General features: G+C 70.0%; 11 protein-coding genes. 7 read left to right on the forward strand and 4 right to left on the reverse strand.

What is annotated here, in order from left to right; genetic code table 11:
* Positions 1-672: 672 nt before the first annotated feature.
* Positions 673-3,138 carry a S8 family serine peptidase gene (locus ACUZ2Y_RS02915; protein ID WP_476326603.1) on the forward strand — a complete coding sequence of 822 codons (2,466 nt, stop codon included), beginning with the start codon at positions 673-675 and terminating at the stop codon, positions 3,136-3,138.
* A gap of 198 nt (positions 3,139-3,336) precedes the next feature.
* Positions 3,337-4,323 carry a LysR family transcriptional regulator gene (locus ACUZ2Y_RS02920; protein ID WP_476326605.1) on the forward strand — a complete coding sequence of 329 codons (987 nt, stop codon included), beginning with the start codon at positions 3,337-3,339 and terminating at the stop codon, positions 4,321-4,323.
* Here the strand turns inward: ACUZ2Y_RS02920 and ACUZ2Y_RS02925 are convergent.
* On the reverse strand, positions 4,320-5,147 hold the full coding sequence (locus ACUZ2Y_RS02925) for an MOSC domain-containing protein (protein WP_476326607.1): 828 nt from the start codon (positions 5,145-5,147) through the stop codon (positions 4,320-4,322). The two genes, ACUZ2Y_RS02920 and ACUZ2Y_RS02925, sit on opposite strands and share 4 nt — an antisense overlap.
* Before the next feature lie 10 nt (positions 5,148-5,157).
* Complete coding sequence (locus tag ACUZ2Y_RS02930; protein ID WP_476326609.1) at positions 5,158-6,645, reverse strand: phosphatase PAP2 family protein; 1,488 nt, start codon at positions 6,643-6,645, stop codon at positions 5,158-5,160.
* Positions 6,646-6,792: 147 nt separating this feature from the next.
* Here ACUZ2Y_RS02930 and pafA point away from each other — a divergent pair, with 147 nt between their 5' ends.
* From pafA to ACUZ2Y_RS02945, 3 genes are all read left to right on the forward strand, one after another.
* A complete protein-coding gene (pafA, locus tag ACUZ2Y_RS02935) occupies positions 6,793-8,151 on the forward strand; it encodes a Pup--protein ligase (protein WP_476326611.1) in 1,359 nt (452 codons plus the stop codon).
* Positions 8,152-8,192: 41 nt separating this feature from the next.
* Positions 8,193-8,774 (forward strand): GNAT family N-acetyltransferase, encoded by a 582-nt coding sequence (locus tag ACUZ2Y_RS02940; protein WP_476326613.1) that lies wholly within the window; start codon positions 8,193-8,195, stop codon positions 8,772-8,774.
* Between the two features lie 536 nt (positions 8,775-9,310).
* Positions 9,311-9,496 carry a hypothetical protein gene (locus tag ACUZ2Y_RS02945; RefSeq protein WP_476326615.1) on the forward strand — a complete coding sequence of 62 codons (186 nt, stop codon included), beginning with the start codon at positions 9,311-9,313 and terminating at the stop codon, positions 9,494-9,496.
* Here the strand turns inward: ACUZ2Y_RS02945 and sigJ are convergent.
* Both sigJ and ACUZ2Y_RS02955 read right to left on the reverse strand, forming a co-directional pair.
* Positions 9,486-10,367: an RNA polymerase sigma factor SigJ gene (sigJ, locus tag ACUZ2Y_RS02950; protein WP_476326617.1), complete on the reverse strand. Its 882-nt coding sequence runs from the start codon at positions 10,365-10,367 to the stop codon at positions 9,486-9,488. The two genes, ACUZ2Y_RS02945 and sigJ, sit on opposite strands and share 11 nt — an antisense overlap.
* A gap of 10 nt (positions 10,368-10,377) precedes the next feature.
* Positions 10,378-10,818, reverse strand: coding sequence for a carboxymuconolactone decarboxylase family protein (locus ACUZ2Y_RS02955; protein ID WP_476326619.1), 441 nt, complete (start codon positions 10,816-10,818; stop codon positions 10,378-10,380).
* A 381-nt stretch (positions 10,819-11,199) separates the two neighbouring features.
* Between ACUZ2Y_RS02955 and ACUZ2Y_RS02960 the strand changes: the two genes are divergently transcribed.
* Together ACUZ2Y_RS02960 and ACUZ2Y_RS02965 are read left to right on the forward strand one after the other, a co-directional pair.
* Positions 11,200-12,177, forward strand: a complete 978-nt coding sequence (locus tag ACUZ2Y_RS02960; RefSeq protein WP_476326621.1) for a helix-turn-helix transcriptional regulator — start codon at positions 11,200-11,202, stop codon at positions 12,175-12,177.
* Complete coding sequence (locus tag ACUZ2Y_RS02965; RefSeq protein WP_476326623.1) at positions 12,174-13,148, forward strand: helix-turn-helix transcriptional regulator; 975 nt, start codon at positions 12,174-12,176, stop codon at positions 13,146-13,148. The genes ACUZ2Y_RS02960 and ACUZ2Y_RS02965 overlap by 4 nt, the downstream gene beginning before the upstream one ends.
* Positions 13,149-13,187 lie beyond the last annotated feature (39 nt).

Below are 13,187 nucleotides of genomic sequence, written 5' to 3' on the forward strand. Positions count from 1 at the left end.
GCCAAGTGAGGGCTAGGCGTCCGCAGGCCGGAAAGGTCGTGTCCCAACCCTGCATTCGTGAGGACAACCCATGTTTGGTGCCACACGGAGACGACGGGCCATCACGCTCGCTGTCTCGACAGTGCTGGTCGGTGCCGCTATCGCAGTCCCTGGACTCGCCAACGCCGCATCACCCGCAGAAGCTCCCATCCGTCTGGTGACCGGAGAGTTCCTGCCGAGTTCGCTGGCCGCCGTCCCGCACGGCCTCGAGGCCCGCGCACTCGGCACCAGTGAGCGCGGCAGCTACCTGGTCCAGTTCCAGGGCCCCGTCCGCGAGGACTGGAAGGCCGGTCTGACCGCCCTGGGCGCCACGATCGTCGAGTACATCCCCGACAACGCGTTCAAGGTCCGGATGAACCCGGGTCAGGCGCAGCGCGCGAGCAAGCTGACCGGCGTGCACTACGTGGGCCGTTTCCAGTCCGCGTGGAAGGTCACCAAGGACGCCAAGGCGAAGATCGACGAGGGCAAGGCGGGGATCTACAAGGTCCGCGCCGAGAACGGTGTCGACCTGGCCACGGTCCGCCGCGCCGCCGAGGGCACCGGCGCCGTCGTCACCAAGCAGTCCGACGGCACGCTGCTGATCGCCGCCGAGGCAGGCCAGGCCAGGCCAGCCAGATCGCGGGCATCGAGGACGTGTCGTTCGTCGACAAGTTCCGCATCCCGGAGAAGCACAACGAGCACGCCGCGGGCACGATCATGCGCGCGACGCAGGCCAACGCCCGCGGCTACGACGGCTCCTCGCAGACCGTCGCGGTCGCCGACACCGGCCTCGGCGGCGGCACCGCCGCCACCGCGCACCCGGACATCCCGGCCGACCGCATCCAGGCCGTTCGCTCCTGGGTCGGCGCGGACGCGGCCAACTGCTACGACGTGCAGGGCAACGGCGCCGAGGACGTCGACAGCGGCCACGGCACGCACGTCGCGGTCTCCGTCGTCGGCGACGGCATGGCCGATGGCACCGGCAAGGCCGCCGCGTACGGCGCTCGCCTCGTCTTCCAGGCCGTCGAGGACTACGTCGACATGCTCGGCAACTGTGCCGCGCAGTACGCGGACGGGTACTACCTGCTCGGTCTGCCCGACGACCTGACCACGCTGTTCCAGCAGGCCTACGACGACGGCGCCCGCATTCACGCCAACTCGTGGGGCTCCGCGGCGAACGGCGGCTACACCGACACCTCGCAGGGCGCGGACAGGTTCATCAACACCCACCGCGACATGCTGATCACCTTCAGCGCGGGCAACGAGGGCACCGACGCCAACGGCGACGGTGTCATCGACAACGACTCCATCGGCGCCCCGGCCACGGCCAAGAACGTCCTGACGGTCGGCGCCTCGGAGAACGGCAAGGCCCAGTCGCCCTGCGACTCGACCCTGACTTACCTTCCGCAGACCGCGAAGGAGCAGGCGACCTTCAACAACCGCTCCTGCAAGGACGTCAACGGCGTCAACGTCATCCCCAGTTGGGGTGACTGGTGGCCCACCGACTACCCGGCCGAGCCGATCAAGTCCGACTCGCAGACCGGCAACCCGCAGCAGGTGGCGGCGTTCTCGAGCCGCGGCCCGACGGACGACGGCCGGATCAAGCCCGACATCGTGGCCCCCGGTTCCTGGATCCTGTCCGGCTACTCGGACAAGTACCAGCAGCAGTACGACGCGACGCCGAACAACCCGAAGAACGGCAACCCGCAGAACGACGGTTACGGCTTCCCGCTGAACGACGACTACAAGTACTTCAGCGGCACGTCGATGTCGAACCCGCTGGCCGCCGGTGGCGCCACCGTGGTCCGCGACTTCTACAACAAGAAGCACACGGTCAACGCCACCGCGGCGCTGGTCAAGGGCACCCTGGTCAACTCCGCGACCGACCTCCTCGACGAGAACGAGGATGGCGCGAACGACAACGACCTGCCCGTGCCGAACGCACACGAGGGCTGGGGCATGGTGAACCTGGACAAGGCCACCGCGGGCACCGCGAAATTCGTCGACGAGGCCGCTCAGGGCCTGGCCACCGGCGGGGTCTCCGAGACCAAGTACACCGTCGAGGCCGGTCAGCCGCTGAAGATCACGATGGCGTACTCCGACAAGGAAGCCGCCGTCAGCGCCGCCGTCACCCTGGTCAACGACCTCGACCTTGAGGTCGTCTCGCCCACCGGCACCGTCTACCGCGGCAACGTCTTCGGAGGTGGCTGGTCGAACTCCGGCGGCACCGCCGACCGGCGCAACAACCTGGAGAACGTCTACATCCAGAACGCCGCCGCCGGTGAGTGGACCGTGCGGGTGCGCGGCTTCAACGTCCCCTCGGGACCGCAGAAGTTCGCCCTGGTCGTCGACGGCAAGTTCGGTACCGGCGGCAGCGTCAACGCCAACCCGGTCGTGACCAACCCCGGCAACAAGACCACGCAGATCAACACCGCGGTGAACCTGCAGATCCAGGCCACCGACGCGAACAACGACCCGCTGACCTACGCGGCGTCGGGTCTGCCGAGCGGCCTGAGCATCGGCGCGAGCAACGGCCTCATCTCCGGCACGCCGACCGTGGCGGGCACGTCCAACGTGACCGTCACCGTGACCGACGGCAAGGGTGGCAGCGGCAACACCGCCTTCACCTGGACCGTCACCGCGACCACGCAGCCCAACCAGCTGCTGGCCAACCCCGGCTTCGAGTCCGGCAACACCGGCTGGACCGGGACCACCGGGATCATCTCGAACGCCACCACGCGTCCGACGCACGGTGGTTCGTGGTGGGCCTACTTCGGGGGCAACGGCAGCTCTTCGTCGGAGAACCTGTACCAGCAGGTGACCATCCCGGCCTCCGCCACCAGCGCGAGCGCCTCCTACTGGGTCCGGATCGACACCGCCGAGACCACGACGTCGGCCCAGTACGACAAGTTGCAACTGCAGGTTCTCAACAGCTCGGGCACCGTGCTGGGCACCCTCGGCACCGTCTCGAACCTGAACAAGAGCACGTCCTACGTCCAGAAGACGTACGACCTCTCGGCCTACAAGGGGCAGACGATTCGCCTCCGGTGGCTGATGACCGAGGACTCGTCGCTGCAGACGACGTTCGCGGTGGATGACACGGCAGTGACCGTGTCGTAGTGAAAAGCGACCGTGGCGCGGTCAGCACTACCTGGCCGCGCCACGGTGACCAATAGTTGAGTCATAAACAGGTTCGGCGACGTCTGGGGTAGACGTCGCCGGACCTGTTTTTACACGCCGCTCCCAAGAATTGTGTGGTCTCTCCCATCAGGCGGGCTGGGATTTGCATAACGCCGCGCCAGAGGGCATAACTTTGGTGTGCACGAGCTGGAACTTCGCCATCTTCGAGTCATCATCGCTGTCGCGGACGCGGGCAGCCTGTCCAAGGCCGCCGTTCAACTCGGGGTTTCGCAACCCGCGCTGACCGCCCAGCTGCAACGACTCGAGCGCCGCGTGGGCGGCCTGCTGTTCGCCCGCTCGGGTACCGGCGTCGTGCCGACCGAACTGGGCACCTACGTCCTGTCAGCCGCCCGGCTGGTCCTCACCGACGTCGACGAGCTGATGGCCGGGATCAAGCAGCGCACTCAGGCCGTAACGGTCGCGGGCATGATCCGCGTCGGCGGCCCGCCCGGTCTGATCGTGCCGCTGTTCGCCACCGCGATCGCGGACCGCCTCGGCAACGCCGAGACCTCCATGTACATCGAGTCCAACCCGGTGGAACTGGCCCGCAAGGTCCTCGAAGGCAAGGTCGACTTCGCCATCCTGGAGGAGAATCCCGGATTCCGCACCCCGCTGGCGCCGCAGCTGCACAGCCGGGTGATGCTCAGCGCCCCCATGTTCGTGGCCCTCTCCGAGACCCACCGCCTGGCAGGCGCCGGCGACATCGACCTGCGCGAACTCGCCGAGGAGAACTGGGTCCTGCCCCCGGTCGGCGAGGTCCCCGAACAGCTGGCGCTGCTTCGCGCGTGCGCGGGAAGCGGGTTCACCCCGAAGATCAAGCACCAGGTCTCCGACTCGACCACCACCCGTGCCCTGGTCCAGGCGGGCGCGGTGACCCTGGCCAAACCGGTCGCGCGCGAGGGCAACGGCCTGGTGATCCGCAACATCGCGGGCACGCCCCTGCGCCATGAGATCGTCCTGATCTGGCACGAGGAGAGCACCTTGGCGGGCGCGGCGGAACAGGCCCCGACCGCGCTGCTGGAGGCCTACGCCAAGCTGGTCGACACCAACCCGCTGTTCGCGGCCTGGTGGGCCGAGCACAAGGACGCCCCCGCCGACGGCGCCACCCGGGCCGCCCGGCGCTAGAGCTCCGAGTCGCCCCAGGCGTCGGCGGTCAGTGCGTCGCCGACGGAGAGCTTGCCCGCGCGCAGGACGGAGAACTTCGCACCGAAGGCGACCCCGCCCGCGGCCGCGCGGCGGTAGCCGGCGAGGGTCCGCAGCGGCTCCAGGCCGGTCTTGACCCCGGCCTCCTGGTCCACCGTGGTGACCGCGCAGCGGATCGCGAGCTTCGTGTACCCGAGGTCGCAGTCGCCGATCCGCACCCGACGCAGCCGGTCCTCGGTGGATGGCTCCGCCCAGCCGTCGACGACGATGTTCGCCCGGAAGCGGTCGGGCGGCACCGGGTCGGCGCCCGCGGCCACCAGCCGGGCGTTCAGCTCGGCCAGCGTCGAGCGGCTGAGCAGGTGCACGGCGGAGCTGTCGGCGTAGCCCGAGGTGCCGGGGACCTGCCCGTCGGTCACCCGGTCGTGCTCCGGCGGCACCCGGACCAGGCGCACCGGCTCTCCCAGGACCTCGCTGAGCCAGCCCGCGGCCTCGCCGCCGAGATCGATCCCCCGGTACGGGTCGCCGAACATGGTCACGTCGCGCCGCGCGCGGGTCAGGTCGACCTCGACGTCGAGCGCCGTGAATCCGGTGGCCCGCAGCGTGATCCGGTCGCCCGCGGCGGTGACCGACGGCTGGATGACCGCCAACTTGGGGGAGCGGCGCTGGCTGCGGAACACGCCGTCCTCGCCGACGACCATGAACGCCCGGTCGTGGGCGAGCCCGGCCCGGGTCATCACCGCGTCCGACAAGGAGACACCCGCGCATCCCTTGATGGGGAAGCACTTCAGGTCGCTCACGATCGCCACGAACCAGACGCTACCGGTAGATGCACAACGCCCGGGGCCGCGACTGGAAGTCGAACCGGTTCCCCAGTGCGCCCACCTCGCCGTCGGTGGCGACTCGCCGGTGGCCGTCGAGCAGCTCCACCCGCAGCTTCGCCATGTCGAGCTCGCGGTAGACGTGACTGGTCGACAGCGTCCGGGTGATTGTCGCCAGCACGAACCGCGCGCGGGAGAACGGTACGTCGGCCCGCAGGTAGCGGACATCGAGCAGACCTGTGTCCAGCGCAGGCCGCCGGTTGGGCGCGAACCCCTTCGGTTCATAGGTGCCGTTGCCGACGAACAGCCACCACACCAGGTGCGGCTTGCCGTCGATGGCCACCCGCAGCGGCTGCGCGCGCCGCAGTGTGCGGATCATCGCGCGCGCGCCCGCGGGCCACTTCGGCCAGCCTTTGCTTTCGAGTTTCTCCCGCAGCCGCACCATCTCCGGATAGCCGCCGACGCTGGCGGTGTTGACGAACCAGCGGTGGGACTCGGACCCGTCGCGGTCGGTGATCTGCACGCCCGCGAGGTCGATCTCCACCCCGCGGCCCTCGCGGACCGCGTCCGCGACGTCGTCCGCGGTCTCCACGCCGATGTCGCGGGCGAAGTGGTTCAGCGTGCCCGAGGGGATCAGCACCAGCGGCAGACCGAACTCCGCGGCGACCGCGGCGACCGCGGCGACCGTCCCGTCACCGCCCGACACACCCAGCGCGCGGATCTCCTCGGTGGACTTCTTGACCTGTTCGGAGAGGTCTTCGATGAGGTCGTCGCCCGCGACCGGGTTGACCACCGTCGCCTTCGGCCAGCGCGTGCTCAGCTCCTCGGTCGGGTCGTCGCCGAGCCCCGAGTGCGGGTTGACCAGCACCAGCAGGCCCTCGCCGTCGACCAGCGGCCCCACCTGGGCCTCGTGGGCGGTGTGCGCGGGCCCCTGCTCCGAGACCGGCCACCAGTGCCGCACCGCGTACGCGGCGCCGACCCCGATCGCCGCGCCCGCGGCGATGTCGGTGGGCCAGTGCACGCCGGTGTGCACCCGCGAGTACGCCACGGCGCCTGCCAGTGGGGCCAGCGCCATGGCCGTGCGCGGGCTCTCCATCGCGACGGCCGTGGTGAACGCGACCGCGGAGGCCGCGTGCCCGGACGGGAACGACGAGCTGGTCGGCCGCTTGTCGAACCGCCGGTACAGCGGCAGCAGCTCCGCGGCGGGCCGCCTGCGCGGGAAGAGGTTCTTGGCGATCAGGTTCGCCGACAGGCTGGCGAACGCGATGGACCCGACGCCGCGCACCGCCGCCCGCCGGGTCTGGCCCTTGCCCACGGCCAGGATCGCCGCGACCAGGAACCAGAGCTTGCCGTGGTCGGCCGCGGTGGACAGCCGCTTGAGACCGATGTCTACCCGTGTGTGCGGCAGCGCCGCGACCTGCCTGACCAGCGCCTGGTCTGCCTGGTTGACCTGGCGTACCGAGTGGCGGCGGATTCTTCCCAACATGATCGATCATTCAACAGGACGGCGCAGTGCTCCGCTTGACGGTCCGTCTCAGGTGAACACTCGGTTACCGAAGTCCGACGACACAATTTGTGGACCTTCCCCGAACGGCGCTCGGTCCTTGTCGGTCTTTGCGCCTAGGCTTAGGGAATGCAGCGGCGGATCTTCGGAATCGAGACCGAATTCGGCGTGACCTGTACGTTCCACGGACAGCGCAGGCTGTCGCCGGACGAGGTCGCGCGGTACTTGTTTCGGCGCGTGGTGTCGTGGGGCCGTTCATCGAACGTCTTCCTGCGCAATGGGTCACGCCTCTACCTGGATGTCGGTTCGCACCCCGAGTACGCCACGGCGGAGTGCGACGACCTGGTCCAACTGGTCACCCACGACAAGGCGGGCGAGCGGATCCTGGAGGACCTGCTCGTCGACGCCGAACGCCGCCTGGCCGATGAGGGCATCGGCGGCGACATCTTCCTGTTCAAGAACAACACCGACTCCGCGGGCAACTCCTACGGCTGCCACGAGAACTTCCTGGTCACCAGGGCGGGCGAGTTCTCCCGGATCGCCGACGTGCTGCTGCCGTTCCTCGTCACCCGCCAGCTGATCTGCGGCGCGGGCAAGGTCCTGCAGACCCCGCGCGGCGCGGTGTACTGCCTCTCGCAGCGCGCCGAGCACATCTGGGAGGGCGTCTCCAGCGCCACGACCAGGTCCCGCCCGATCATCAACACCCGCGACGAGCCGCACGCCGACGCCGAGCGCTACCGGCGCCTGCACGTCATCGTCGGCGACTCGAACATGTCCGAGTCGACCACGCTGCTCAAGGTCGGCACGGCCAACCTGGTGCTGGAGATGATCGAGGACGGCGTCCAGTTCCGGGACTTCAGCCTCGACAACCCGATCCGCGCGATCCGCGAGATCAGCCACGACCTGACCGGCCGCAGGCTGGTCCGGCTCGCCGGCGGCCGGGAGGCCTCCGCGCTCGACATCCAGCGCGAGTACTACTCCAAGGCCGTGGAGCACGTCGCCCGCCGCTCGCCGGACCCGCTGGCGCAGCGCGTGGTCGACATGTGGGGCAAGGTGCTCGACGCGGTCGAAGCCCAGGACCTCACCCGGATCGACCGCGAGATCGACTGGGCGATCAAGCACCGGCTCATCGAGCGCTACCAGGCCAAGCACAACCTCGACCTGTCCAGCGCCCGCATCGCCCAGCTCGACCTGGCCTACCACGACATCCGCCGCGGCCGGGGCATCTTCGACCTGCTGCAGCGCAAGGACCTGGTGGCCAGGGTGACCGACGATGGCGAGATCGAGGCCGCCAAGGACACCCCGCCGCAGACCACGCGCGCCAAGCTGCGGGGCGACTTCATCGCCGCCGCCCAGCAGGCGGGCCGCGACTTCACCGTCGACTGGGTGCACCTCAAGCTCAACGACCAGGCGCAGCGCACCGTGCTGTGCAAGGACCCGTTCCGCGCGGTCGACGAACGCGTGGAGCGCCTCATCGCCTCGCTGTAAGTCGTTTGGCCGAAGGGCGGGTCGTGCCGGACGATTCCGGCGTGATCCGCCCTTCGCCCACGCTCACCGGTGACATCGTCGTCCTGCGCCGCTTGCGACCCGACGAGGTCGACGACCTGGTGCGCGTGGTGGAGGAGGCGATACCCCACCTGCGGCCGTGGATGGCCTGGGCGGCGGGCGAGTTCGACCCCGACGCCGTGCGCGCGCACGTCGCCGAGACCGACGCGAACTGGGACGCGGGCACCGAGTTCACCTACGCCATCACCGTCGGCGGCGAGATCGCCGGTCGGACCGGCCTGATGCCGCGGGTGGGCGACGGCGGCCTGGAGATCGGCTACTGGCTGCACCCGGCCTACGTCGGCCGCGGCGCCGCGACCGAGTCGACGTTCCTGCTGGTCAAGGCGGCGTTCGAGCTTCCCGGGATCGAGTTCGTCGACATCGTGCACGACAGGGCCAACGTCCTCAGCGGAGCCATTCCGCGCAAGCTGGGGTTCACCGAGATCGGCCGCACCTCGCCGCCGCAGGAGCCGATCACCTCGGGGGAGGACGGGGTGGACGTCCGGTGGCGGATCACCCGGGCCGAATTTCCCGAAACGGGCCATGACCAGCCGCTGAATCCGTAGCGTTGATCGTATGGGGACAGCCGGTGAGCCCGCATGACGTTCTGGCGACCACGCAGACCCGCCACGTCACCGGTGCCGCCCGCGCCTGACCTGGCCGCGCAGCGGGATCAGGCGCGACTGGTCTTCATGCAGCACGAGTACAACTCCATCCGCTCCGAGCTGGTCGCCGCCGTGACCACCCAGCAGACGGTGATGAGCTACGGTCTGGCCGCGATCGCGGTGATCTACACCGGTCTGCTGGCCGGCTGGCAGACCCTCGCGCTGCGCACCGGGATTCTCAGCCTCGCGCCGCTGCTGCTGGTCTTCATCTGGTTCGTCTGGTGGGGCGAGGTACAGCGCCTGGGCCGGGCCAGGTGGTTCCTGTGGGACCTGGAGAAGAAGATCAACGCCCAGCTGCGCGCGCCGGACGCCGTGGCGGGCGAGTCGGAGCTGCCACCGGCCGACGTGCTGCACTGGGAGAGCTGGGTCCGCGGCCGCAACCGCTGGAGGATGAACCTGCACTCCCGGCCCGCCTACCACCTGGCCACCGGACTGCTGTGGGCACGGGCCTGGGCACCACGGTGCTCTCGGTCGTGCTCACCGCGACGACGTCGCCGATGTCCGGCGGGCTGCGCCTGCTGGCGTTCGGCGGCGCGGCGGGGTTCTTCCTGCTGTGCGGCTACGCGCTGTTCTCGTTCCGGCGCAACCCGCTGTTCCGCGACAACGGGCGCGTCACCAGCTGAGCGCGCGGAGCAGCTTGTCCGGGTTGCTCACCATCTGCACGCCGGTGACCAAGCCGTCCGCGGTCTCCAGGGAGATCACCTGGCGGTACTCGCCGAGGACCAGCACCATCGCCGCCAGACCGTTGACCTCGATGACCGTCAGATCGATCTCGTCGTACTTGCCCAGCACTCCCGCGAGGAAGCGGGCGACCCGGTCGGCGTCGCGCACCGGGCGCAGCGCGGCACGGATCTTGCCGCCGCCGTCGGCCCACAGCGTCACGTCCTGGGCGAACAGCTCCTGCAGCGCGTCCCGGTCGCCGGTGCGGGCGGCCAGGACGAACCGGTCGACGAGGTCGCGGTGGCTGCCCGGATCGGCGGCGAACCGCTCACGGTCGGCGGTGAGCCGCGCGCCCGCGCGCCGGTGCAGCTGGCGGGCATGCGCGGCGGTCAGGTGCAGGACCTCGCCGATCTCGTCGTACGGCAGCTCGAAGGCCTCCCGCAGCACGAACACCGCGCGTTCCGGCGCCGAGAGGCGCTCCATGAGCCGCAGGGTCGCGACCGACAGGGTGTCGCGCTGCTGGGCGGTGTCCGCCGGACCGAGTTCGTCGCGGTCGGTGCGGACCGGCTCGGGCAGCCAGGGGCCGACGTAGGTCTCCCGCTTGCGGTGCGCCAGGCGCATCCGGTCGATCGCGAGCCGGGACACGATGGTCACCAGGAACCGCCGGGCGTCGGAGACCGTGTCACGGTCGACTCCCGCCCAGCGGATCCACGCCTCCTGGACGACGTCCTCGGCGTCGGCGAACGAGCCGAGCATGCGGTACCCGATGCCGAGCAGCACCGACCGGTGCCGCTCGAACTCGGTGTCGAGCGAAGTGGTCGCAGAATTGGTCACAGGGGCCTTGTCAGTCCGTGAGCACCGGGGTCTTACGGGTGCTCGCCGCGATCCGGTTGAAGGCGTTGATCATGATGATGGCCATCACGAGATCCGCCACCCCCTTCTCCGACCAGATAGCCCGCGCGTCGTCCCACACCTCATCCGGAACCCCATCCTGCCCGATGAGCGTCACCGCGTCGGTCAGGGCCAGCGCGGCCCGCTCCTCCTTGCTGAAAAACGGCGACTCACTCCACACCGCCACCGCGAACAACCGCTGCGCCGACTCACCGGCCTTGAGCGCGTCCCGGGTGTGCATGTCGACGCAGTAGGCGCAGCCGTTGACGACCGAGGCCCGCAGCATGATCAGGTTGAGCAGGGGGGTCTCGATGTTCGCCTGGCTGTAGAGGAACAGGTCCACGACCTTGCGGTGGGCTTCGGGGGCGAGCTTGTCCAACTGGATGCGCTGCATGAGCAGTCCTTTCTCGATGTCTCGCCGCAAAGACGGCACAGCCCTCCCACGGCGTGACGGCCCGAGCCCGCTTGTGATCCAGTTCACTGCGACTGTGGCCGAGACGCGCGAGTAAACATCGACGTCGACCTACTGCCGATGACGCCGACGTCTGCTCTGCAAAGGCAAGCCCGACCTATGCGGCTGACCACCCGGTGTCCCCACCGCCATGACCGTGCGGCCCTTGCGCGGCGGGGTGATCGGAGCCCGGTTCGATCCAACTGGGGCTGCTGGGGGAGCAGGGGACGGTGTGGCGTTCGGGGGAGTGGTAACAGAGCCGATCGCACGGATGTTCGGTGTGTTGGGTGAACCCGCCTGCCGTGGGCGCGTTATGGTGCGCGGGTGTCTGTTGCACGCGCCGAACGACTGGTCAACCTGGTGCTGTGCCTGCTCTCGACCCGCCAGTACCTCAGCGCCGAGCGGATCCGGGGGATCGTCCCCGGCTACGCCGACGCACCTTCCGACGACGCGTTCTTCCGCACTTTCGAGCGGGACAAGACGGAGTTGCGAGACCTGGGGATCCCGCTGGAGGTGGGCCGGAACTCGGTGTTCGACACCGTGGACGGCTACCGGATCGCGCGGCGGGACTACGAGCTGGGCGAGATCGACCTTGAGCCCGACGAGGCCGCCGCGGTGGCGCTCGCCGTGCGCCTCTGGGATTCCCCCGAACTGACCGGCGCCGCCCACGGCGCCCTGCTCAAGCTGCGCGCCGCCGGGGTCGACGTCGACCAGGCCGCGCCCGCCATCGTCGAGTCGAAGGTGCGCACCTCCGAGCCCGCGTTCACCCCGCTGCTGGCGGCGGTGCAGGCCGGGCAGGTCGTGTCCTTCGACTACCGCAGGCCCTCGCCCGCCGAGCTGCGCGAGCGGACGCTGGAACCCTGGGGCGTGGTCTCGTGGCGTGGGCGCTGGTACGTCGTCGGCCATGACCGCGACCGGAACGCGCCCCGCTGCTTCCGGCTCTCCCGGGTCGTCGGCGAGGTGCGCAAGGTCGGCAAGCCCGGGCAGGTGCGCAGGCCGGAGAACGTCGACCTGATGCGGTTCGTCGCCACCACCGGTGGCGAGGTCTCCTCGGTGTCGACCGTGCGGGTCTGGGCGGCCTCCGGTCGCGCCGCCGGCGTGCGCCGGCGGGCGAAAGTCATGGGCGAGCGCGACATCCGCGGGACCGCCGGGGACATCCTGGAACTCGAGCTGCGCTGGCCGGACACGGCAGCCGGATGGCTCGCCGGATACGGCGCCGACGTCCTGGTGCTCGAGCCCGAAGTGCTGGCCAAGTCGGTGCGGGAGCGCCTGGTCGCTGTCGCCGAGGGGGACGTGCTGTGACGGCTTCGCAAGACCGGCTGCCACGGCTGCTGGCGCTGGTGCCGTACCTGATCGCGCGCCCGGGCATCCCGATCGACGAGGCCGCCGCCGACTTCGACGTGACGCCGAAGCAGCTGCGCAAAGACCTCGAACTGCTCTGGATGTGCGGGCTGCCCGGCTACGGCCCCGGCGACCTGATCGACATCTCGTTCGACGAGGACACCGTCACCGTCACCTTCGACGCGGGCATGAGCAGGCCGCTGCGGCTGACCGGCGCCGAGGCGACAGCCCTGCTGGTCGCCCTGCGCGCGCTGGCCGACACCCCCGGCGTGGCCGACGCGGACGCGATCCGGCGGACCGTCGCGAAGATCGAGATGGCCGCGGGCCAGGCGCAGCCCGCCGGTGTCGCGGTCGGCCTGGGTGTACGGGAGGCCGCGGAGACGGTCAAGGTCCGCGAGACGGTCCAGTCGGCGCTCAAGGCCGGTCGCGCCCTGCGGATGACGTACTACACCGCCTCCAAAGACGAGATCTCCGAGCGGACCGTCGACCCGATGCGGGTGCTGATCGTCGAGGGCCGCGGCTACCTGGAGGCCTGGTGCAGGCGGGCCGAGGCGGTTCGGCTGTTCCGGCTCGACCGCATCGACGAGGTCGAGGTCCTCGACGAGCCCGCCGCGCCGCCGCCGTACGCGCGGCCGACGGACGTCTCCACTGGCCTGTTCCGGCCGGCCCCCGACCAGTCGGTCGCCCGCCTGATCCTGGAACCGGACGCGCGCTGGGTGTCGGAGTACTACCCAGTGGAGGACATCGAGGAACTCGACGGCGGCAGGCTGCGGGTCACGATGCGCTACGCCGACACGTCGTGGATGGTCCGGCTGCTCCTCGGCCTGGGCGGCGAGGTCACGGTGGAGCGCCCGGCCGAGCTGGCCCGGGAACTGCGCGCGCAGGCCGTGGCGGCCCTGCGGCTGATGGATCATCACCTGGCCGACACCTGATGGCCGGCTGTTGTGCGCTGTCGCCAATCGGTTACCCGG

It is taken from the genome of Actinokineospora sp. UV203 (assembly GCF_056323665.1).

What these genes read in the sequence shown, in the direction of transcription:
- ACUZ2Y_RS02955 (WP_476326619.1), bottom strand. Translation starts at nt 10,818, where the DNA reads ATGCAGCGCATCCAGTTGGACAAGCTCGCCCCCGAAGCCCACCGCAAG.
- pafA (WP_476326611.1), top strand. Translation starts at nt 6,793, where the DNA reads ATGCAGCGGCGGATCTTCGGAATCGAGACCGAATTCGGCGTGACCTGT.
- ACUZ2Y_RS02930 (WP_476326609.1), bottom strand. Translation starts at nt 6,645, where the DNA reads ATGTTGGGAAGAATCCGCCGCCACTCGGTACGCCAGGTCAACCAGGCA.